We start from the raw sequence: 19,290 nt of genomic DNA on the forward strand, positions 1-19,290 counted from the left end.
AAAAAGCTCACCATTAGAGGCGAGCTTTTCTTAAACAAATCATTGTTTAATTAACTAATTAAACACATTAAAATTGATTCCTCAACAAATCAATTTGCTTTAAAAAGGTGTTGCGTTCTTCCAGATTTAGGAAGCAACCACCATATTCCATAGTCGTTGTCGAACTATTTTTATCTTTTATGCCTCTTGAGGACACACATAAATGTTTGGCATTAATAACCACGATGACGTCTTCGGTTTCTAATACGTCTTGTAGATCTTTCAATATTTGAAGACATAGACGCTCTTGAACCTGTGGCCTGTGGGCGTAATAATCCACCAAGCGATTAATTTTTGAGAGTCCAATAACCTTGTCTTTTGGGATGTAGCCTATATGTGCCTTTCCCATAATGGGTAAAAAGTGATGCTCACAAGAAGAATCAATGGTAATATCTTGCTCAATCAGAAGCTTTTTGTAACCATATTTATTCTTAAACGTTGATAATTTAGGGCGATTACTAGGATTAAGACCATAAAACAATTCTTTGACATACATTTTTGCAAAGCGATAAGGCGTGCCCGATAGGCTGTCGTCGTTAAGATCCAATCCAAGTTCGTGCATAATGGCCTTAAAGTGATGCTGGATGACTTCTATTTTTTCATCATCAGATTTGTCAAAAGCATCCGCTCTTAAGGGTGTATCTATGCTCGTTGAGATGTGCGCATCTCCTAAAAGTTCAATATCCTCTATTCTCATTACTATAGGTTTTGTTTTTGGAAGTACAACATTGATCATCGTCACATTGGCAGTACTTCTTGTTATAAAGATGTAAAACAACTAAGGCAATTGCTGGAACATATATAAGGCTTTCTGGAAGGGCTAAAAGATGTAGTTTTTCATTGCCTATAACCAAGCATAGGCCAATCCAACTCGCCCATAAGGCGTTAACCATCCAGGGTTTTGAGCTGTTTTTTGTAGACCAATACACGGCAAAAAAGGACACCCCAATAAATAAAAGGTCTATACCTTTCCACCATGAAGGCGCATCAGCACAACAGGCAGCAGCACCTGCATGGGCAATAAAAACAAATGGCGTAGCTAAGCAGTGTATTAAACACAAGCTGCTAGCAAATGCACCAATAATGTCCGAATTTGTTTGTCTTAAAGATTTAGCGATCATATATTTAAATGCAACTAAGTTGCAAAAATAAGACAAAATTCAATAACGCAACTCAGTTGCGGTAAAATTCTTTTCCAGTTTTATTAGCAATGCCAGGACTAGAACTGCTTTAAAAACGTGATTTTACTAATAAATTGTCGACTTCGACTTATAGGGTCGAATGCATCAATTTCAATATCATTGAAGACAATATAAATAAATGACAAAGGCTGGTATTCCCAACTAAACCTAACATTCCAACGGCCTTGTTCGTCAAAACTATTGTACTGGTAAAAGGTTGAAAGCTGCACACGCGGATTTAGGGCCAGTCGCAAATTAGCCGTATAAAGATCGGTATCTAAGTTCTCATTATTGAGACCGAGCCCATTAATGTTATTATGCTCGTAATCAACATTCATGGCGACCTGAGGAATAGGCGCATATCTGGCACTCGCACGAATTGTGTTTCGTGTACCATTATAGAAATTGCCGAAATTATAACTAAATGCCCCTGATAGTTTTTTAGACTGATCGGTGTTATATCGCAGTGTATATCGCGTATATTGGTAATTGTCCTGATCTATTGCTATACCCAAAGGAGAAAAGTCAAAGTTGATATTTTGCCACGTTGGTGTAAAAGACGCCTCAAAAAAGCTATTGTCCTTAAACCAAATGTAAATGGGAAAAATGTACAAACTGGCTTGCTGAAAATTCCCAAAGTCTTCAAAATCGTGATAGTAATTAACGAAAACTCCAGGGTCCCATCGTCTGATAAACGACCATTTTTTAGGGCGCAAAATGGCATAGCCTCCTGGGCTATGGTACATCACGTCATTTTGATATACAAAGCCCATATCTGGTGTATAATCTTTGCTTACAAAATTATTGACATAGCCCAAATAGTATTTATTGGTTGTAGAACCAATAAAAAAACGACCAGTTAAACCTGGGTTATCAATTTCGCTGTCGATAGATGACGATAGCATATACGATATTGACAATTCCGGTTTTGGACGTATAAAACCATCGACTGTAATGGTGGTGTTTGAATCTGAAGATAGCCCCAAGTCGCCCGATGAATCGTTCAAACGATGGGTCACCATAACACCTACATTATTTTCTTTCCCGTAATTTTTAAGATATCTTCCTACAGCAAAATTACTAGCTTGACTATTATCGGTTTCGCGCTGTCGCACTACCAGAGCTGCTATGCTGCGTTTGTCTGTCCTATCGGTATATCTTGCACCAATATCTATAGGTGCTGGTGCCGCATTAAAGGAATTTTCCAAACCTATGGTCCTGCTGAAAAAAGGTCTGATTTGAAAATTTCCTGCTCCAGCCCATATCCCAGAATTCTCTAAGAAGAATTGACGTCTTTCAGGAAAGAAAATATTAAAACGTTCTAAGTTGTTAACCGCCCTATCGACATCGGCCTGTGCAAAATCTGTGTTAATGGTTAAGTCGAGCACAGCATTGGGATTGATGGCCCATTTTACATCACCACCGATTTTAGGTTCGTTAAGTTTATCGGTGAGGACCTCTCCTGATTTGTTTTCATCGTATTGATAGAGTGCGTAGGGTTCTACTCTGATATTTGCCGAAGGTGGCGGAACTTCCAGCCCTGTGAGTGTGGCTGCATATACCATTCTATTTTGTGAAAAAGATTGCGGAATGGCTGGAAAAACAGTTTTTTCGTAGTCCCGTCGTGCCAACCTGTAAAATGTAATTCCCCATTCGGTAGCTTGTCCTTTTATAGGCTTATCATAACGTATGGATTTGAAAGGAATGGAAAATTCAGCATAATACCCTGAGTCTGTTCTTTTAGTACGCACACTCCACAAGGCATTCCAATCCCTATCGGTATTTCCACCATTAAAACTCTGTAAATCCAATTGATTACCATGTGGCGTTGTTTGAAATGATACTGCATATTGCTTGGTGTTTTGTGCATCAATCTGAATACCAAATACGTCATTTTCACCGGAATTAAAATCGCGTCTTAAATCCTGAATTCTAACGCCTTCCTTCCCTAGGGAATCCTTAGCAAAAACGCCAACATAAAGATTGCGTTTGTCGAATAGTACCTTTACAAAGGTCTCATGTTTGTAAGTGCCGCCCTGACGTGGTTCGGTTCTGAAGAATTTGGATGTGGTTGAAGCAAGAGCCCATGAGGTTTCCGATAGTTCTCCATCAATATTTATTTTTTCCGAGGTTTTATGTGCAATTATTTTTAGGGGCTCTTCTGGAGGTGGAAAATTTTCTTCCTCTTGTGCATATGCATGTGGAGAGGATAACCAAAGTAGGCATAAAAGTGCTAGCGATTTAAAGTCGAGAATATGAAATGTTTTTATAAAATTCACTGTTCTATGGGCTAAATCAATTAAATAGATCGCGGTTATCTTTTATATTTTATTTTTTGTTGGCATTCAACTTACTCCTATACTCTAAATAGGTCTTTTCGTCTACTTCTATACCATTCCATATATCTAAGACCATAATTTCAATTTGATGATCAATCAACTGCTGAATCTCATCTCTATAACCTTGGTAATCGTCAAAATGGGTTTTTGTAATGCTGTTAAATTTATTTTGAAATAGCGTCACCGGATTTATCCAATAAGAGTGCTTTATGGCATTGTTTTTTTGGCGATAGCTCTCTTCAATAGGTTCTAGGCTATTTTTAGTTAAGTCATTGGTTAATGCATAAGATGATTCATTCATTGCTGTAGTCCGATTTAGGCTATCATTCATAATAACACTAGTCAAGATTTGAGGAAACTTTTCATTCAATTTTTGTTGAAAAATGCTATCTGGTAATGCATATAATTGGTCTCTTTCATCCCTTTGAGCATCAATAAAGTCCGTCATTAGATTTACGGGATATTGCATGCTTATCCATTGATGAACAGCGCCTGGAATAATAAATGTAAACAGCAACCAAACCCCTACCATTTTTAAGGTGTTTGTCGTGCTGGCGGATCCAAATTGAATAAGTATACCAAAACCTATAACCCAAATAGACAAATACACAAGTGTCCAGAGAAAGAATGAAAAAACGTCATCTAAATGTGTATCGAACACTGGGGTCAACATACCGCCATATACAAAGAGTAATGCTAAAATTGTAATTGCCAAAACAGTGTAAAAACTAATCCTAATCCATAACCAAGGTCTTGTATTTGCTGCTTGTACGGCTATAATAGGTAAAATGCCAGAATCTATTTCGGCACCTTTAACATTGTAAAGACAGATCATTAGGAGCAGAGGTAATAAGTAAATAATGGCAAAAGTAAAATCCAAGCTACCTGTTTGCAATCGTTCAGGATTGGCTATTTCTTCGGCCATATCAGCGTCATACGGACTATTTGTAAATGTCACCTTTTTGTAATATCCATATTGTTCGGATTGTCCTATACCATAAACCATGAGTGGGGAAGGCGTTTTAAAATGGTGTAAATTAGTGTACCACATGGCCCAAAAAGGCGTTGTGACATTAACCCATGGTCTACCTTGAGGCCCCTTTTGATGATTGTCATAATAGGCGATAACTTCAGCTTTGGATGCCTCTGCCTTGGATTGGATTTGTTTTATTTCGGATACTTGGGTATGATATAGCGAAGACGCATTGTGTAATCCATAGAGGGAAGCTAAAACAAATAGTGCGACTGCAGCAATTTTAAATGGACTTCTTATAAAGTGAATCCACTCGTATTTAAGAATAGCTAATGTCTTCATAAAACGACCATCCTTTTAGTTCCGTATAGAACAAGCCCAAGACTAAGCATCGACCATAAGACTAAGACCATAAAATCGAAGACATAATGTTTCCAGATACTTTTCAGACTGGTGGCTTCGTATTCAAAGTCTTTGATTGATTTAAAAAAGTCATTTTGCGCTTTCCATCCCCAATCGCCTGTTTTTGATCCGCCATAGGCATGTTCGTCGTTAAGCGCTTTAATAAAAACACGTCTGTAATCTTCGACTTGTCTTTGAAATTTCTGATGATGTAGATTGTCGTTGCCAGCATAACCCATACTGGAATTCTGAAGGGAAATCAATGGACTAAGGCAACCAAACCACTGTACATTTTTCTTTTGTTTTTCGAGAACATCCGAAAGGTTTCCGAAATGTTTATCCCAAACAATATTGCCGTATTCTTCATCTTCTTGCATTCTAATACCATCAAAATTAATAGGTAATTGCGAGAGACTATCTACCTGGTACTTTGCCAGAATCTTTTCTTCTAATGCCTTTCCGCGTTCATCTGATGGATTGTGCCCATCGATTCCCTTGGAGCGATCTTCTCGCATAGCTGTTTTAAACGCATCTCGACTTGGTAATGGATGCCATTTCTCAACATTGCTCATTACAACGTTTGGAACAAACACCGTCCAAAGAATCCATATACCAATCATACTTGTAAGTGCTAAAGTCGAATTATTAAACTGTACTGTAAGAAAAACAGTTAAGCTGACAATAATAAAGTAATACAAACTATAGCTACTTATAAAAAGTATAAGTCTGTATAGCGAATCGACATTAAGCTTATCGAAGTTTAAAAGTGCATAAAACAAAACAGAGAGGCCCAATAATAGCAATCCAAGGCACCAAATGGCCAAAGCTTTGGATATCATAAGCCTAGAGGCACCAGCACCCTGAAGTAATAGGATTTTGAGCCGTCCTTGCTGTCGTTCGGAATTCACAGACGAAAATGCTAAAAAGATGAGCAATAAAGGGACAATATATTGAAGTAAAAGAGCGGCTTTTAGTTTACCAAATTTAGAAACACTCATCATTTGCGAGGCTTCGGAATGAACCATTTCATTCTGCACATGACCTTCTACACGCAACACATTACCCGTCACATTGTTAACGCCTTCATCTAAATTGGTCAGGAGGTTTGTAGGTTTAAATACGTAAGTGCCGTAGTGGGCTGCACTGTGTGGGTTCATAGAATCAATACTTTCCCATTGAGCTCTGAGTTCACCTTTAGCATTAGTGTATGTGGTGAGTTGCTTTTGGTATTGTTTATGAGAAAGAAAAATGGCGACTACAAAAACTAATAAAAAACCAATACATAACCCCAACAGTATTTTGATTCTTAGCAGTAATCGCCATTCGTTTAATATGATTTGCCTCATCCCATCTAATTTTTCATGTATTGTAGGTAGAGGGCTTCTAATTCGTTTGCACTAACATCTTTACTATGTAATTCTTTAACTAAAACTCCATTTTTTAATATGCCAATACGATGACAGACTTCTCGGACTCTGAATATATCGTGTGATGCCATTAAAATGCTTGTTCCAGATAAGGCTAAGGTTTTAAGCAACTCAGATAGCTCATTGCCCGCTAACGGGTCTAGACCACTGGCTGGTTCATCGAGTAGTAATACTTTTGCCTTTTTTGCATAGGCAATAGCTATACCGACTTTTTGTCGCATTCCTTTTGAGTAGGAGGAGACTCTTTGTTGATGGGCTTCTTCTTGTAAGCCACAGGTGCTCAAAAATGCTTTAAGCTCTGATTTATTGTATTTTAGATTTGCAATTTTACAGAAATAATCGAGATTCTCAACACCTGAAAGGTGAGGGTAAAGACTCACATTCTCTGGAATATAACCTACTATTTTTCTTGCTGATTCAGAATTATTAATAGCATCTATATCGTCAATATGGATAGCTCCAGAATCTGGTTTCACGAATCCTAATAACATATGTATTGTAGTAGACTTACCAGCGCCGTTAGCTCCTAGAAGGCCTAAAATTTCCCCTTCTGCAATATCCAAACTGAGATTTTCCACGGCTTTGTGGCCCTTGAATGATTTTGAAACTTGATTAAGGGAGATCATAGATTAATGTTATTGCAACCTAGTTGCAAAATTAAGATAAAATTTGATATTGCAACTTCGTTGCAGTAAATTTGTGCTATGAGTATTATACGACGAACCAAATCTGTAAATATCATTTTATCCATATTTGAAGATAGGCATGAAGCACAATCTGTTGTCGATTTAGTGGAGCAACTAAAGGGACAAATGAATAAGACGACGGTATATAGGATTCTTGAGCGTTTAGAGAACGAGGGGACTATTCATTCGTTTTCAGGTACCAATGGTCTAAAATGGTATGCTAAAGGTCATCAATGCTCGACCCACCAACATAAGGATATACATCCGCATTTTCAATGTAAAGATTGTGGAAAGGTAGAATGCTTGGATGTCAATATTGCTATTCCCAAAATAGATAATCACAGCATTGAGTCAGCAGATGTATTGCTCAAAGGTCAATGTGCTGATTGCATAGGTTAGAATATCATTTTTTTTAAATGGAAGTTGCTAATTGACGTTTTTGAGGCGATTTTTTTCGCAATTTTTTTAAATTTTCCCCTTCAAAATAGCTAAAATCCACCCCTGTTTTTATTCTTTTTTTAGTGTTTATCAATGTTACCTTAATGTTAATAACAGTGTTAAAAAATTAGGTTTTCTACTATGGTAAAAAGGAGGAATAAATTGGATATTTGAAACTATTCAAATTAATTCCAAATACTAATCCTCATGCAAATAACTCACATCCTTAAGCGCGATTTTTCTACAAAACCTTTCCAATTAAGTAAAATTACTAATGCTGTATTGAAGGCCATGACCGCTTTAGAGCATGGAGGTCTTGAAGATGCCGAACGTATATCTCAGCAGGTTAACGAATTGTTAATCAAGCAAAAAGAAATCGATTCTGAGTATGTTCCGACCGTCGAAGAAATACAGGATGCCGTAGAAAATGCATTAATGCAAAGTTCATTTTTTGATGTTGCCAAAGCCTACATATTGTATAGAGATGAACAAGCGAGGAAACGACAGACCAATATCTTTGAAAAACGAATCAATCTTAAACCTTATGAGTATCCGGATTTGTATGAATATGTGCCTGCCATAAGACATTCGTATTGGATACATACCGAATTCAATTTTACAAGTGATATTCAAGATTTCAAGGCAGGATTGACTGAAGTTGAGCGCAGTGCCATTAAAAATGCGATGCTTGCTATTTCGCAGATTGAAGTAGCCGTAAAATCATTTTGGGGAGACATATATCACAAAATGCCTAAACCAGAGATTGGTTCTGTTGGTGCAACCTTTGCAGAAAGTGAAGTTAGACACCATGACGCCTATTCGCATCTACTAGAAATTTTAGGTTTAAACAATGAGTTTAAAACCTTAAAAAAGAAACCGGTGATGATGCGTCGGGTGCAATATCTAGAAAATGCACTAAAAAATTCAAAGAGCGAAGACAATAGAGCATATGCAGATGCTGTTTTATTATTCTCCTTATTTATTGAGCATGTATCACTGTTCTCTCAGTTTTTAATCATTATGGCATTTAACAAGCATAAGAATATGCTGAAAGGTATTTCTAATGTCGTTGAGGCAACATCTAAGGAAGAGCAAATCCATGGTGATTTCGGTATCGATATTATTAAGATCATAAAAAATGAAAATCCAGATTGGTTCAATGATAATTATCATTCCACGGTTCAGGATATGTGCAGGGAAGCCTTCGATGCTGAATGTAAAATAGTGGATTGGATTTTTGAAAAGGGAGAAATAGACTTTTTGCCTAAAGATGTTATTAACGAATTCCTTAAAAATAGATTCAATAAATCCTTAGAGAGTATCGGAATAGATGCTATCTTTAATATCGATGAACAACTATTAGCAGAAACAGAATGGTTTGATGATGAAATTATAGGTACCAAGCATGGTGATTTTTTCGTTAAACGCTCCATAAACTATAGCAAAAGAACCCAAAGTATAACCAGTGATGACCTATTTTAAGAAATGATCGAAAACAAGCTAACTAACACGGAAACTAAATCAAAAGCAACAAGTACTGATAACACCTTAATTAACGCCAGAAAGAAGTCGTTAGAACAATTAAAATCCAAAACTCAAGGGGATTTTGACTGGTTAACCGATCATAGCCGTAAGTTCTTGGCATCAGGGTATTTAACAGATGGTTTTAGCGCGGAAGAACGCATAAAAGAAATTGCGGATAGAGCAGAGCAAATATTAGGAATACCAGGATATGCAGATAAGTTCTTTAACTATATGTCTTTAGGCTATTTTTCATTATCCTCTCCAGTCTGGTCTAATTTTGGTAAAGAGAGAGGACTGCCAATTTCGTGTTTTGGATCACATATCGATGATGACATGGGCAACATTTTATATACCCAGTCTGAAGTTGGAATGATGTCGAAATTAGGTGGGGGAACCTCTGGTTATTTTGGTAAAATTAGACATCGCGGAGCGGCTGTAAAAAATAATGGACAAGCGTCTGGTGCGGTTCATATTATGCAGTTGTTCGAGTCTATGGTAGATGTGGTTAGCCAAGGCTCAGTGCGACGCGGGCGTTTTTCACCATATTTGCCAATTAGCCATCCAGATATTTTAGAATTTTTGGAAATAGGTACTGAGGGCAATCCAATTCAGGAGTTAACGCATGGAGTTACCGTGACCAATGATTGGATGCAAGAGATGATTGATGGTGATGTGGAAAAAAGAACGGTTTGGGCAAAAGTGCTACAGCGCAGAGGCGAAATGGGTTATCCGTATATTTTCTTTACAGACAATGCTAATAATGGTGCAGCCGATGTATATCGAGATAAAAAGCTGCCTATTTACGCTAGTAATCTATGTACAGAAATCATGTTGCCTTCCAGCGACGATTGGTCATTTGTATGCTGTTTGTCATCCTTAAATGTGCTACACTATGACGACTGGAAAGATACAGATGCCGTAGAAACTATGGTGTATTTCTTGGATGCTATTATTACAGAATTCACCGAAAAATTAGAAACCTTCAAAAACTCTCCAAATCGAGATGATCGACAGACGTTTTTATTTATGGAGCGTGCTTATAATTTTGCAAAAGACAACAGGGCCTTAGGTTTAGGTGTATTGGGATGGCATTCACTATTACAATCTAAAATGTTAGCATTCAATAGTCAGGAAGCCTTTAATTTAAACAGTGAAATCTTCAGACTTATTAAAGAAAAATCATATAAAGCGTCAGAAGAATTAGCTGAAAAACTTGGCGAACCAAAAGTGTTAAAAGGTTATGGCAGGAGAAATGCAACCTTAAATGCTATTGCCCCAACAACCTCTTCAGCATTTATTTTAGGTCAGGTGTCACAGGGTATTGAGCCGATTTGGTCTAATATCTACGTCAAGGACATTGCAAAAATAAAAACCACAATCAAGAACCCTTATTTAGTTGATTTCCTAGAGTCAAAAGGGAAAAATACACCTGAAGTGTGGAGAAGTATTAGAGATTATGATGGCTCTGTTCAGCATTTGGACTTTTTGACCGAAGAAGAGAAGGAAGTCTTTAAAACCTATTCCGAGATTGACCAATTGGATATCATTTATCAGGCAGCCAACAGACAAAATCATATCGATCAAGGACAGTCTGTCAATATCATCGTACATCCTGATATGTCTGTAAAGGAGATTAATAAGATACATGTCACCGCTTGGAAATTGGGCTTAAAATCATTGTATTATCAGCATAGCATGAATGCGGCACAAAAATTTAGACAGAAAAAAGAGTGTGCAAGTTGTGAAGCCTAATTAAACCGTATTTCAACATTAAAAAAAACTGCTTTGTAATAATTTTACAAAGCAGTTTTTTTAAATACACTTTATTTATTTAAATCACCGTAAATGATGTATTGCATTTAATAATGAAAGAGCATTAGCAGGTCGCATTGTTATATGGTTTCTATGTATAATAGCCTTAGCTCTAATCATGCTTCTTTATGTGACTTTTGACAATTAAAGTGGGATGTTGCCATGCTTCCGCTTAGGTTCGGCGACCTCCTTATTTTCAAGCATACTAAAGGCCTTAATCAATTTACGCCTAGTATTTTTTGGCAAAATCACCTCGTCGATATAACCGCGTTCGGCAGCACTGTAGGGGTTGGCAAAAAGCTCTGCATATTCTGCTTCTTTTTCCTTCCATTTTGCTTCAGGATCATCTGCACTTGTAATTTCTCGTTTAAAGATGATTTCTGCAGCACCTTTAGCTCCCATCACAGCAATTTCGGCATTGGGCCAAGCGAAGTTCATATCAGCACCAATGTGTTTGGAGTTCATCACATCATAGGCGCCGCCATAAGCTTTTCGCGTAATGACCGTTACCCTAGGCACTGTGGCTTCACTGAAGGCATATAATAATTTTGCACCGTGTACAATGATACCGTTCCATTCTTGGTCCGTGCCTGGTAAGAAGCCTGGAACATCCTCCAATACCAATAATGGAATATTGAAGGCATCACAAAAACGAACAAATCGCGCTGCTTTCTTTGAACTCTTTACGCCGAGAACCCCTGCTAAAAACATGGGTTGATTAGCGACAATACCTATCGACTTTCCTCCAAGTCGGGCAAAGCCTACAATAATGTTTTCGGCATAGTCTTTATGGATTTCATAAAAAGAGTCTTCATCGATAATACCTTCGATAACGCTATGCATATCGTAAGGCTTATTGGGGTTATCTGGGACAATATCGGATAAACTCTCTCGCACTTCATCCTTTAAGTCAAACGCGATGTCCTCAGGCTTTTCTCGATTACTTTGTGGTAAATAACTCAATAATCTCTTGACATCTTCTAAACACGCTACATCATTGGCTGAGGTTTTGTGTGCTACACCAGACTTGGTCGAATGCACGCTTGCACCTCCAAGTTCTTCACTGGTCACTTCTTCGTTAGTCACGGTTTTTACCACATTGGGTCCGGTAACAAACATATAACTGGTGTCTTGTACCATGATGGTGAAATCCGTCATGGCTGGCGAATATACGGCGCCACCAGCACAGGGACCCATAATTGCCGAAATTTGTGGTATAACACCAGAGGCCTGTACATTTCTGTAGAAAATATCGGCATAACCTCCTAAGGAACGCACACCTTCCTGAATACGTGCGCCACCTGAATCGTTTAATCCAATAATAGGCGCGCCTACATTGACCGCCATATCCATAATTTTACAGATTTTTTCGGCATGGGTCTCGGATAATGAACCACCAAAAACCGTGAAATCCTGAGCAAAAATATAAACCAAACGTCCCTCGACAGTCCCATAGCCGGTTACGACACCATCTCCATAAAACTTTTGATTTTCCATGCCAAAATCTTTAGTTCTATGTGTCACTAGGGCCCCGATTTCTTCAAAAGAACCTTCATCCAATAGATAGAGAATACGTTCTCTAGCGGTCAGTTTTTTCTTTTGATGTTGTTTATCGATTCTCGCTTGACCTCCACCTAATTTCGATAAGGCCATTTTTTCATTTAGTGTTTTTATTTTAGCGTCCATAATATCTTAATTAGGTAGTCTTAATAGTTTTTGATCTTCCAAGTATTTTTTGAGAGCCAATTTAGCGGCTAGTTCGGCCTCTATTTCACTGGCTTCTTCAACGATACTAGGGGAATAGTAATTCTTTACAAAATGCGTATCGAAATCACCACTTCTAAAGGCTTCATGTTTGCAAACAAATCGGCCAAAAGGTAATGTGGTTTTTACACCTTTCACCTTGTAATTATCTATGGCGTATATCATCCATTCAATAGCTTCACTTCTAGTTTTGCCATAAGTAATAAGCTTGGATAGCATTGGATCGTAATAAATCGGAATATCCATGCCTTCTTCAAAACCATTATCAACACGGACGTGTTCGCCCGTTGGTAATTGATATTCCTCTAAGTTACCGACGCTAGGCAGAAAATCATTCATTGGGTCTTCTGCATAAACTCGAAGTTCAAGCGCATGTCCATTTATTTTAAGATCTTCTTGTTTCAGAGTCAATTCTTCTCCACGTGCCACTTTGATTTGTAATTCCACTAAGTCGACACCAGAAATCCACTCGGTCACAGGATGTTCTACTTGAAGTCGCGTATTCATTTCGAGGAAATAGAAGTTATGATCGGCGTCCATCAAAAATTCTACCGTGCCTGCACCGACATAATCACAGGATCTGGCAACATTAATAGCCGCTTGTCCCATCTTGTCTCGTAGTTGTGGGGTAAGGATAGCCGAAGGGGCTTCCTCAACGACTTTTTGGTGACGTCTTTGAATGGAACATTCGCGCTCAAAGAAATGGAGGTAATTGCCATGCATATCGGCCATAACCTGAATTTCGATATGTCGTGGTGACGTGACATACTTTTCAACAAAAACAGAACCGTCACCAAAAGCTGATGTCGCTTCACTGATGGCCCGTTTCATCTGGCTCTCAACATCTTTTTCATTCTCTACAATACGCATACCTTTTCCACCACCACCAGCGGCTGCTTTAATAAGAATCGGGAAACCGATGCTTTTAGCAATCTCCACAGCTTCTTTTGGATCTGTGATGGCATGGTCAACACCAGGGACCATCGGAATATTATAATCTTTAACCGCCTCTTTAGCTGCCAATTTATCGCCCATCATTTTGATGGCTTTGGATCGAGGACCTATAAAAATAATATTGTTAGCTTCACACAATTCGGCAAAGTCTGCGTTTTCACTTAAAAACCCATAGCCCGGATGAATAGCATCTACATTCAGAGCCTTGGCAACCTCAATAATTTTATCACCTCTCAAATAGGATTCGCTTGATGGTGCAGGACCTATACAAACGGCTTCACCGGCATATTTTACATGTGGGGCATGTCTGTCTACTTCAGAATAGACCGCTACAGTTTTTATACCCATTTGTTTTGCAGTCCGCATGACACGAATGGCAATTTCCCCGCGGTTGGCTACTAGAATTTTTTTCATATAAGTTTCTTTTGTGTTCAGTTCGAGTGATTTTTGATAAAACATTTTATCGAGAACTTCTCGATACCAGCCTGAAGAACAGGCGGGCATTTTGTTCATACTTCACAAAACACTCGAAGTGACGCATCATATTATTCGAATTCGATTAAGAGTGCATTTTTTTCAACCGTATCACCTTGTTTTACTTTTAGGGATTTAATAACCCCTTCTCGTGGTGAGTTAATCACATTTTCCATTTTCATGGCTTCTAAAATCACCAAGGCATCATCTTCTTTGACCTCTTGACCTTCCTTTACGTTAATTTCGAGAATTAAACCTGGCATAGGCGCCTTGATATCGCTAACTTTTTTAGAAGACCCAATTTCGAAACCTAAAGCGGCGATCTGCTGGTCTAAGGTGTCACTAATAGCAACTTCGTAGATACTATTATTAACTTTTATGCGATATTGTTTTTTGTTGAAGTCGGTATCCAAAATTTTGGCTTTTATAGACGCATTATCGTGAAGGATATGATACTGATTTGTCGATGTTTCAACAGCATCAAGTTGTTCAAGTGCGGCTTCGTTTATATCAAACTCATAAGACGCATTAACTTTTGCTTTATACATAGATGTGGTTATTAAACTTTGGCTAAATTAGATTATAAAGAGGTCCTAAAATATGAAATAAATCATGTTTAGAAAAGCCTTTACTAAGATTTAAAATTAGAATTGTCCTGATGACGTTTTATAGCTTTCCGAGACAAAATGATAGCGATTAATAGAGAAATAAATGCGCCTGTGGAGATACCGGGGATAAATCGTATAAACAAGAAGAAGTCATAGGCTCCATGGAAAAGTACGGCCAAAAATAAACCGGCCATATTGAGCTTAAACCGACGGTTCGAAAATTTGGCCTTGCCCATGTAGTAGCCCATTAAAACTCCGAAGGTCGCATGGGCAGGAACAGCTGTAAACGCTCTAAGCACTGCAGTTTCCATACCGCCTTGTAAGACATACATTATATTCTCTGTACAGGCAAAACCCATAGATACCATGACCGCATAGATAATGCCGTCGTATGGCTCGTTAAATGCCTTTTTGGGTTGTGCAAAATATTTTACAATGACATACTTGCTAAATTCTTCGGATAGGGCGACAACCACAAAGGCCTGAATAAACTGCTGCCAAATGCTATACGGATCAGTAATCGGGATAAATTGACCTGTGAATATGTAAAGTAACGTCACAATTAAAATGCTGACGATAGCACCAAATAAAAAGCAGGCTATCAACAAACCGATAGGTTCTTTCTCATATTTATCCTGAAAGTAGATATAAACAATAATCACCATTACCGGTGCTACGGCCATCAGTAATAAATTCATGAGCTCAGCTTTTCTTTAATGGCATTTAGAACAAACCTATAGTAATCACTATTGGTCGCAATAAAGTGATGATTGGATGCGCTATGCTCCAGAAGTGTTTCAAATTCTTTGAATGTCACCAGTTTTAGTGCTTCAACTTCATCCTCCTGAGGGATTAAATCCTTAAGCCTTACTTTTAATTCTGCTATATACACCTGATGAAACTCATTATCTTGAATAGCCCCATCCGCATAAGAGCTTTCATGCAACTGTACTCCAATTTTAGTCAGATCTTCGGCTTGCAATTGTAACCCGATTTCCTCTTTGGTTTCTCTAAGGGCCGCTTCTACGAATGTCTCTCCTGCATCGATATGACCAGCTGCCGAAACATCCCAAAGTAGGGGATGAATGGCCTTTTTGTGCGAACGTTGTTGCAATAGGATTTTCCCATCCTTGGTGTATAACCATAGGTGAATGGTATTGTGATACCAACCCTGTTTATGTGCTTCGGATTTTAGAGCTCTCTTCCCTGTGGGAAGGCCTTCATGAGTTACAATATCGATATACTCATCCATAAAAAAGATTCCCACATACGTGGGAATTAATTATTCAAAATAACTAAATGTTTCTCCGTCTTCGATTTTCAACAGCGTTTCATAAATCAGTCGTATCACATTCTCCACATCACTTTTATGTACCATTTCTACTGTAGTATGCATATAACGAAGCGGTAGGGAAATTAAGGCCGAAGCTACACCGCCGTTGCTATAAGCAAAGGCATCGGTATCCGTTCCCGTCGCTCTTGATAATGCCGCACGTTGAAATGGGATTTTCTTTTCTTCTGCGGTATCGGTAATTAAATCGCGCAATTTTTGTTGTACCGCTGGGGCGTAAGCCACTACGGGGCCTTTGCCAATCTCCGCATAACCTTGTTTCTTTTGATCGATCATCGGCGTTGTAGTATCGTGTGTTACATCAGTAACGATAGCGACATTTGGCTTAATAGTTTCGGTAATCATTTCGGCGCCGCGTAGGCCGATTTCTTCTTGTACAGAATTTGTAATATACAGCCCAAAGGGCAAGGTCTTTTTATTGTCGTGCAGTAAGCGCGCTACTTCTGCAATCATAAATCCTCCCATTCTATTATCTAATGCTCTACAAACAAACTTGTCTTTATTAAGAATATGAAACTCGTCGGGATAAGTAATGACACAGCCCACATGGACTCCCATTTTTTCAACTTCGGCCTTGTCTTTTGCACCAATGTCTATACAAATATTGTCAGGCTTTGGTGGTTCTTCCTTGGCTCTGTTTCTAGTATGGATCGCTGGCCAGCCAAAAACACCTTTTACAATCCCTTTCTTGGTATGGATATTAACCACTTTGCTGGGAGCGATCTGGTGGTCACTACCACCATTTCTTATGACATATAACAAGCCTTTTTCTGAAATATAGTTGACATACCAAGAGATTTCATCGGCGTGCCCTTCAATGACCACCTTATATGCAGCTTTAGGGTTTATAACAGCGACCGCAGTACCATAAGTGTCCGTAATAAATTCATCGACATAGGGTTTTAAATAATCCATCCATAGTTTTTGCCCTTCCCATTCGTAGCCTGTTGGTGATGCATTATTTAAATATTTCTCTAAAAAGTCCATCGACTTTTTTGTAAGTAATTGCTTTTTTGCCATTTATAAAATTTTTGTTTAAAAATAATAATATTAATAGGAATTTAGGGTTATAGCCTGTAATAATTGTTAATTTTGAAAGCGCTATAAATGGTTCTTTGGAACGATTTTAGAAGTGGTTTTAGATATGAAGTATATTAGGTACATAATATTATTAATTTCTGCATTGACCTTTGCTCAGGAAAACCCAGTAAAGCAAGACACTACCCAGGTACATTATATGATTATTGAAGGGGATTCTATAGCTGTTACTGAGGTGGAGTTAGATGAGGTCTTGGTATTGCCCAATCTTAGCTTCAGCAATAGGGAAGAGCGCATTCGCTATATTGTTCTTCGTCGTAAGACGCTTAAAGTGTATCCCTATGCTAAATTGGCTGCGGAGCGTTTAGAAACTTTGCAAAAGCGCTTGGCGACCTTAGAACGTAAACGTGATAGGAAGCGTTATGCTAAAGTGATCCAAAGGTATATTGAAGATGAGTTCTCAGAAGAACTCAAAAAACTGACCAAAACGGAGGGACAGATTCTCGTAAAGCTTATTCATAGACAAACAGGGAAAACGACCTTTCAGCTGATTAAAGAATTGCGCAGTGGCTGGCGCGCCTTTTGGTTTAACAATACGGCAAACTTGTTCGATATCTCCTTAAAAAGAGAATTCAGCCCGATTGATGAGGAAGAGGACTATTTAATTGAAGATATTTTACAGCGTGCGTTTCAAAACCTGCAACTGGATCGTCAAAAACCAGCTTTTGATATTGATTTTTATGCCTGTGTCGATAAATGGGGCAAACCGAAAAAAAATCGCGATAAAGCCAAGGATTAATGCGTAAGCAAACCAAACTCGAAGAACAGTTAAATGCTTGGTCTCATGGTATAGGGGCCGCCTTGGGAATAGCAGCTTTGGTTTTACTCCTTGTCTTTTCTGATAATACCACAAAACCTTGGAGCCTTTTTAGCGTTATCATTTATGGTATCTCCATCATCGTTTTGTTTTTGGCATCGACATTTTATCATGCCGTAAAAGGGGAGCGGCGAAAGCACTATTTTCGGATCTTTGATCATATTAGTATTTATTTGTTAATCGCAGGAACTTATACGCCTGTGCTACTCATAGTACTCAGAGATAGTTTGGGTTGGCCCTTGTTTTGGACGGTCTGGGGAATTGCGGCTTTTGGTGTAGTTTTAAAACTCTTTTTTACGGGCAGATTTGAACTCTTCTCAACCTTGTTGTACTTAGTTATGGGCTGGTTGATTGTTTTTGATTTTTCCGAACTCTCCAATGCTATTGGTCCTAATGGGGTCCTATGGTTATTTGCCGGAGGCCTATCCTATACGGTCGGCATTGTTTTCTATGCTATAGAACGCATACCTTACAATCATGTGATTTGGCATCTATTTGTTTTGGGGGGTGCTATATGCCACTTTTTTATGATTTTTAATCATGTGATTTAGGAAGACCCTATCATTTTTTTTATTATCGCAATTTGCCCCAAATGGTAATGCGCATGTTCTATGATTCCAGCTAGATTTCTATAGTAAGTACCGTATTTTTCTTCAGCTAAATATCTATTGAGCACATCGTCTTGTAAATTTTCGACCAAGGCGATAAATGTTTTGGCTTCTTCCCAGATGTTTTCTAAGAATGCCTGCCATTCTGCTTCATTTTGAATCTGTGGATGGTCAAAACTATACTTATCCCTGATGGTTAAATCTCCCCCTTTTAAGACCTCCATAGTCCCTTTTAAATAGTAATGGATATGATAGGTTAGGGCCAAAATGCTATTTAAATCATTGACTTTTTTAGTTGCCATCTCTAAGGAAACACCATCGAGTTGATCCATAAGATTTGAGGCTGTCCAATTACCACCAAAATAGACCTGGTGCAGGTTTTTAGCAATGTGTTGCGTGACTTTCATTAGTACATGGTGTTTTGATGTGCAGAAGTTTCCGGTATTTGTTGCATGGCGTCCCAATGCTCCACAATTTTTCCGTGATCATCAAATCTGAAAAAATCCATAGTGACATATTCATCATTGCCTGGCCATATTTGATGTGTATGTAGGGCGACTAAGTTTCCTTCTGCAATACACCGAACAAATTCTATGGATTTGTCTTTATATTCACGATGCATACGTTCAAAATAGTCGATAAAAGGTTGTTTGCCATCACCAACTAATGGATTGTGTTGTATATAGACGTCACCTACAAATTTTTCTACAGCTTTAACAGGATTGCCCAAATAGGCCATTTTATAAAAGGCGATCGCATTTTTTTTATTGTTTTCAAGATTCATAATACTCGTTT

General features: G+C 38.2%; 19 protein-coding genes. 5 read left to right on the forward strand and 14 right to left on the reverse strand.

Going from position 1 to position 19,290, the window contains the following annotated elements; genetic code table 11:
* Positions 1 to 67: 67 nt before the first annotated feature.
* The 6 genes from folE to ACO052_RS12345 all read right to left on the reverse strand — a co-directional run bounded on the left by folE (position 68) and on the right by ACO052_RS12345 (position 6,987).
* Positions 68 to 736 (reverse strand): GTP cyclohydrolase I FolE, encoded by a 669-nt coding sequence (gene folE / locus ACO052_RS12320; RefSeq protein ID WP_422104070.1) that lies wholly within the window; start codon positions 734 to 736, stop codon positions 68 to 70.
* Positions 717 to 1,160, reverse strand: coding sequence for a MerC domain-containing protein (locus ACO052_RS12325; RefSeq protein WP_422104071.1), 444 nt, complete (start codon positions 1,158 to 1,160; stop codon positions 717 to 719). The genes folE and ACO052_RS12325 overlap by 20 nt, the downstream gene beginning before the upstream one ends.
* A 98-nt stretch (positions 1,161 to 1,258) precedes the next feature.
* Entirely contained in the window at positions 1,259 to 3,499 is a 2,241-nt protein-coding gene (locus ACO052_RS12330; protein WP_422104072.1) for a DUF5916 domain-containing protein, read from the reverse strand.
* A 49-nt stretch (positions 3,500 to 3,548) separates the two neighbouring features.
* Positions 3,549 to 4,874, reverse strand: coding sequence for a hypothetical protein (locus ACO052_RS12335; RefSeq protein WP_422104073.1), 1,326 nt, complete (start codon positions 4,872 to 4,874; stop codon positions 3,549 to 3,551).
* Complete coding sequence (locus tag ACO052_RS12340) at positions 4,871 to 6,280, reverse strand: ABC transporter permease (protein WP_422104074.1); 1,410 nt, start codon at positions 6,278 to 6,280, stop codon at positions 4,871 to 4,873. The genes ACO052_RS12335 and ACO052_RS12340 overlap by 4 nt, the downstream gene beginning before the upstream one ends.
* A gap of 5 nt (positions 6,281 to 6,285) precedes the next feature.
* On the reverse strand, positions 6,286 to 6,987 hold the full coding sequence (locus tag ACO052_RS12345; protein ID WP_422104075.1) for an ABC transporter ATP-binding protein: 702 nt from the start codon (positions 6,985 to 6,987) through the stop codon (positions 6,286 to 6,288).
* A gap of 78 nt (positions 6,988 to 7,065) precedes the next feature.
* On the opposite strand from ACO052_RS12345, the gene ACO052_RS12350 reads away from it, so the two are divergent.
* From ACO052_RS12350 to ACO052_RS12360, 3 genes are all read left to right on the forward strand, one after another.
* A complete protein-coding gene (locus ACO052_RS12350; protein ID WP_422104076.1) occupies positions 7,066 to 7,446 on the forward strand; it encodes a Fur family transcriptional regulator in 381 nt (126 codons plus the stop codon).
* 246 nt (positions 7,447 to 7,692) lie between these two features.
* Complete coding sequence (locus ACO052_RS12355; RefSeq protein ID WP_422104077.1) at positions 7,693 to 8,967, forward strand: ribonucleotide-diphosphate reductase subunit beta; 1,275 nt, start codon at positions 7,693 to 7,695, stop codon at positions 8,965 to 8,967.
* Positions 8,968 to 8,970: 3 nt separating this feature from the next.
* Entirely contained in the window at positions 8,971 to 10,761 is a 1,791-nt protein-coding gene (locus ACO052_RS12360) for a ribonucleoside-diphosphate reductase subunit alpha (RefSeq protein ID WP_422104078.1), read from the forward strand.
* Positions 10,762 to 10,965: 204 nt separating this feature from the next.
* On the opposite strand, the gene ACO052_RS12365 is transcribed toward ACO052_RS12360, so the two are convergent.
* The 6 genes from ACO052_RS12365 to ACO052_RS12390 all read right to left on the reverse strand — a co-directional run bounded on the left by ACO052_RS12365 (position 10,966) and on the right by ACO052_RS12390 (position 16,992).
* Positions 10,966 to 12,507, reverse strand: coding sequence for an acyl-CoA carboxylase subunit beta (locus tag ACO052_RS12365; protein ID WP_422104079.1), 1,542 nt, complete (start codon positions 12,505 to 12,507; stop codon positions 10,966 to 10,968).
* A 6-nt stretch (positions 12,508 to 12,513) separates the two neighbouring features.
* Positions 12,514 to 13,953: an acetyl-CoA carboxylase biotin carboxylase subunit gene (accC, locus tag ACO052_RS12370; RefSeq protein WP_422104080.1), complete on the reverse strand. Its 1,440-nt coding sequence runs from the start codon at positions 13,951 to 13,953 to the stop codon at positions 12,514 to 12,516.
* A gap of 131 nt (positions 13,954 to 14,084) precedes the next feature.
* Positions 14,085 to 14,561, reverse strand: a complete 477-nt coding sequence (locus ACO052_RS12375; protein WP_422104081.1) for an acetyl-CoA carboxylase biotin carboxyl carrier protein subunit — start codon at positions 14,559 to 14,561, stop codon at positions 14,085 to 14,087.
* Between the two features lie 83 nt (positions 14,562 to 14,644).
* The gene (locus tag ACO052_RS12380) at positions 14,645 to 15,319 is read right to left on the reverse strand and encodes a PrsW family intramembrane metalloprotease (RefSeq protein WP_422104082.1); all 675 of its coding nucleotides are present in this window, start codon (positions 15,317 to 15,319) and stop codon (positions 14,645 to 14,647) included.
* Positions 15,316 to 15,888: an NUDIX hydrolase gene (locus ACO052_RS12385; RefSeq protein WP_422104083.1), complete on the reverse strand. Its 573-nt coding sequence runs from the start codon at positions 15,886 to 15,888 to the stop codon at positions 15,316 to 15,318. Before ACO052_RS12385 ends, ACO052_RS12380 begins: the two co-directional genes overlap by 4 nt.
* Positions 15,889 to 15,903: 15 nt before the next feature.
* Complete coding sequence (locus ACO052_RS12390; protein WP_422104084.1) at positions 15,904 to 16,992, reverse strand: M42 family metallopeptidase; 1,089 nt, start codon at positions 16,990 to 16,992, stop codon at positions 15,904 to 15,906.
* 124 nt (positions 16,993 to 17,116) lie between these two features.
* Here ACO052_RS12390 and ACO052_RS12395 point away from each other — a divergent pair, with 124 nt between their 5' ends.
* Positions 17,117 to 17,809, forward strand: coding sequence for a DUF4294 domain-containing protein (locus ACO052_RS12395; RefSeq protein WP_422104085.1), 693 nt, complete (start codon positions 17,117 to 17,119; stop codon positions 17,807 to 17,809).
* Entirely contained in the window at positions 17,809 to 18,438 is a 630-nt protein-coding gene (trhA, locus tag ACO052_RS12400) for a PAQR family membrane homeostasis protein TrhA (RefSeq protein ID WP_422104086.1), read from the forward strand. The genes ACO052_RS12395 and trhA overlap by 1 nt, the downstream gene beginning before the upstream one ends.
* Here the strand turns inward: trhA and ACO052_RS12405 are convergent.
* Both ACO052_RS12405 and ACO052_RS12410 read right to left on the reverse strand, forming a co-directional pair.
* Complete coding sequence (locus tag ACO052_RS12405) at positions 18,435 to 18,902, reverse strand: DinB family protein (protein WP_422104087.1); 468 nt, start codon at positions 18,900 to 18,902, stop codon at positions 18,435 to 18,437. The genes trhA and ACO052_RS12405 overlap by 4 nt on opposite strands.
* On the reverse strand, positions 18,902 to 19,279 hold the full coding sequence (locus ACO052_RS12410; protein WP_422104088.1) for a nuclear transport factor 2 family protein: 378 nt from the start codon (positions 19,277 to 19,279) through the stop codon (positions 18,902 to 18,904). Before ACO052_RS12410 ends, ACO052_RS12405 begins: the two co-directional genes overlap by 1 nt.
* Positions 19,280 to 19,290 lie beyond the last annotated feature (11 nt).

This window comes from Winogradskyella sp. (assembly GCF_965228925.1).
Lineage (GTDB): Bacteria > Bacteroidota > Bacteroidia > Flavobacteriales > Flavobacteriaceae > Winogradskyella.

Bases quoted from the DNA above. Each gene is read 5' to 3' on its own strand.
- folE (WP_422104070.1), bottom strand. From the start codon at position 736: ATGAGAATAGAGGATATTGAACTTTTAGGAGATGCGCACATCTCAACG.
- ACO052_RS12325 (WP_422104071.1), bottom strand. From the start codon at position 1,160: ATGATCGCTAAATCTTTAAGACAAACAAATTCGGACATTATTGGTGCA.
- ACO052_RS12335 (WP_422104073.1), bottom strand. From the start codon at position 4,874: ATGAAGACATTAGCTATTCTTAAATACGAGTGGATTCACTTTATAAGA.
- ACO052_RS12340 (WP_422104074.1), bottom strand. From the start codon at position 6,280: ATGAGGCAAATCATATTAAACGAATGGCGATTACTGCTAAGAATCAAA.
- ACO052_RS12345 (WP_422104075.1), bottom strand. From the start codon at position 6,987: ATGATCTCCCTTAATCAAGTTTCAAAATCATTCAAGGGCCACAAAGCC.
- ACO052_RS12350 (WP_422104076.1), top strand. From the start codon at position 7,066: ATGAGTATTATACGACGAACCAAATCTGTAAATATCATTTTATCCATA.
- ACO052_RS12355 (WP_422104077.1), top strand. From the start codon at position 7,693: ATGCAAATAACTCACATCCTTAAGCGCGATTTTTCTACAAAACCTTTC.
- ACO052_RS12360 (WP_422104078.1), top strand. From the start codon at position 8,971: ATGATCGAAAACAAGCTAACTAACACGGAAACTAAATCAAAAGCAACA.
- ACO052_RS12365 (WP_422104079.1), bottom strand. From the start codon at position 12,507: ATGGACGCTAAAATAAAAACACTAAATGAAAAAATGGCCTTATCGAAA.
- accC (WP_422104080.1), bottom strand. From the start codon at position 13,953: ATGAAAAAAATTCTAGTAGCCAACCGCGGGGAAATTGCCATTCGTGTC.
- ACO052_RS12375 (WP_422104081.1), bottom strand. From the start codon at position 14,561: ATGTATAAAGCAAAAGTTAATGCGTCTTATGAGTTTGATATAAACGAA.
- ACO052_RS12380 (WP_422104082.1), bottom strand. From the start codon at position 15,319: ATGAATTTATTACTGATGGCCGTAGCACCGGTAATGGTGATTATTGTT.
- ACO052_RS12390 (WP_422104084.1), bottom strand. From the start codon at position 16,992: ATGGCAAAAAAGCAATTACTTACAAAAAAGTCGATGGACTTTTTAGAG.
- ACO052_RS12395 (WP_422104085.1), top strand. From the start codon at position 17,117: ATGAAGTATATTAGGTACATAATATTATTAATTTCTGCATTGACCTTT.
- trhA (WP_422104086.1), top strand. From the start codon at position 17,809: ATGCGTAAGCAAACCAAACTCGAAGAACAGTTAAATGCTTGGTCTCAT.
- ACO052_RS12405 (WP_422104087.1), bottom strand. From the start codon at position 18,902: ATGAAAGTCACGCAACACATTGCTAAAAACCTGCACCAGGTCTATTTT.
- ACO052_RS12410 (WP_422104088.1), bottom strand. From the start codon at position 19,279: ATGAATCTTGAAAACAATAAAAAAAATGCGATCGCCTTTTATAAAATG.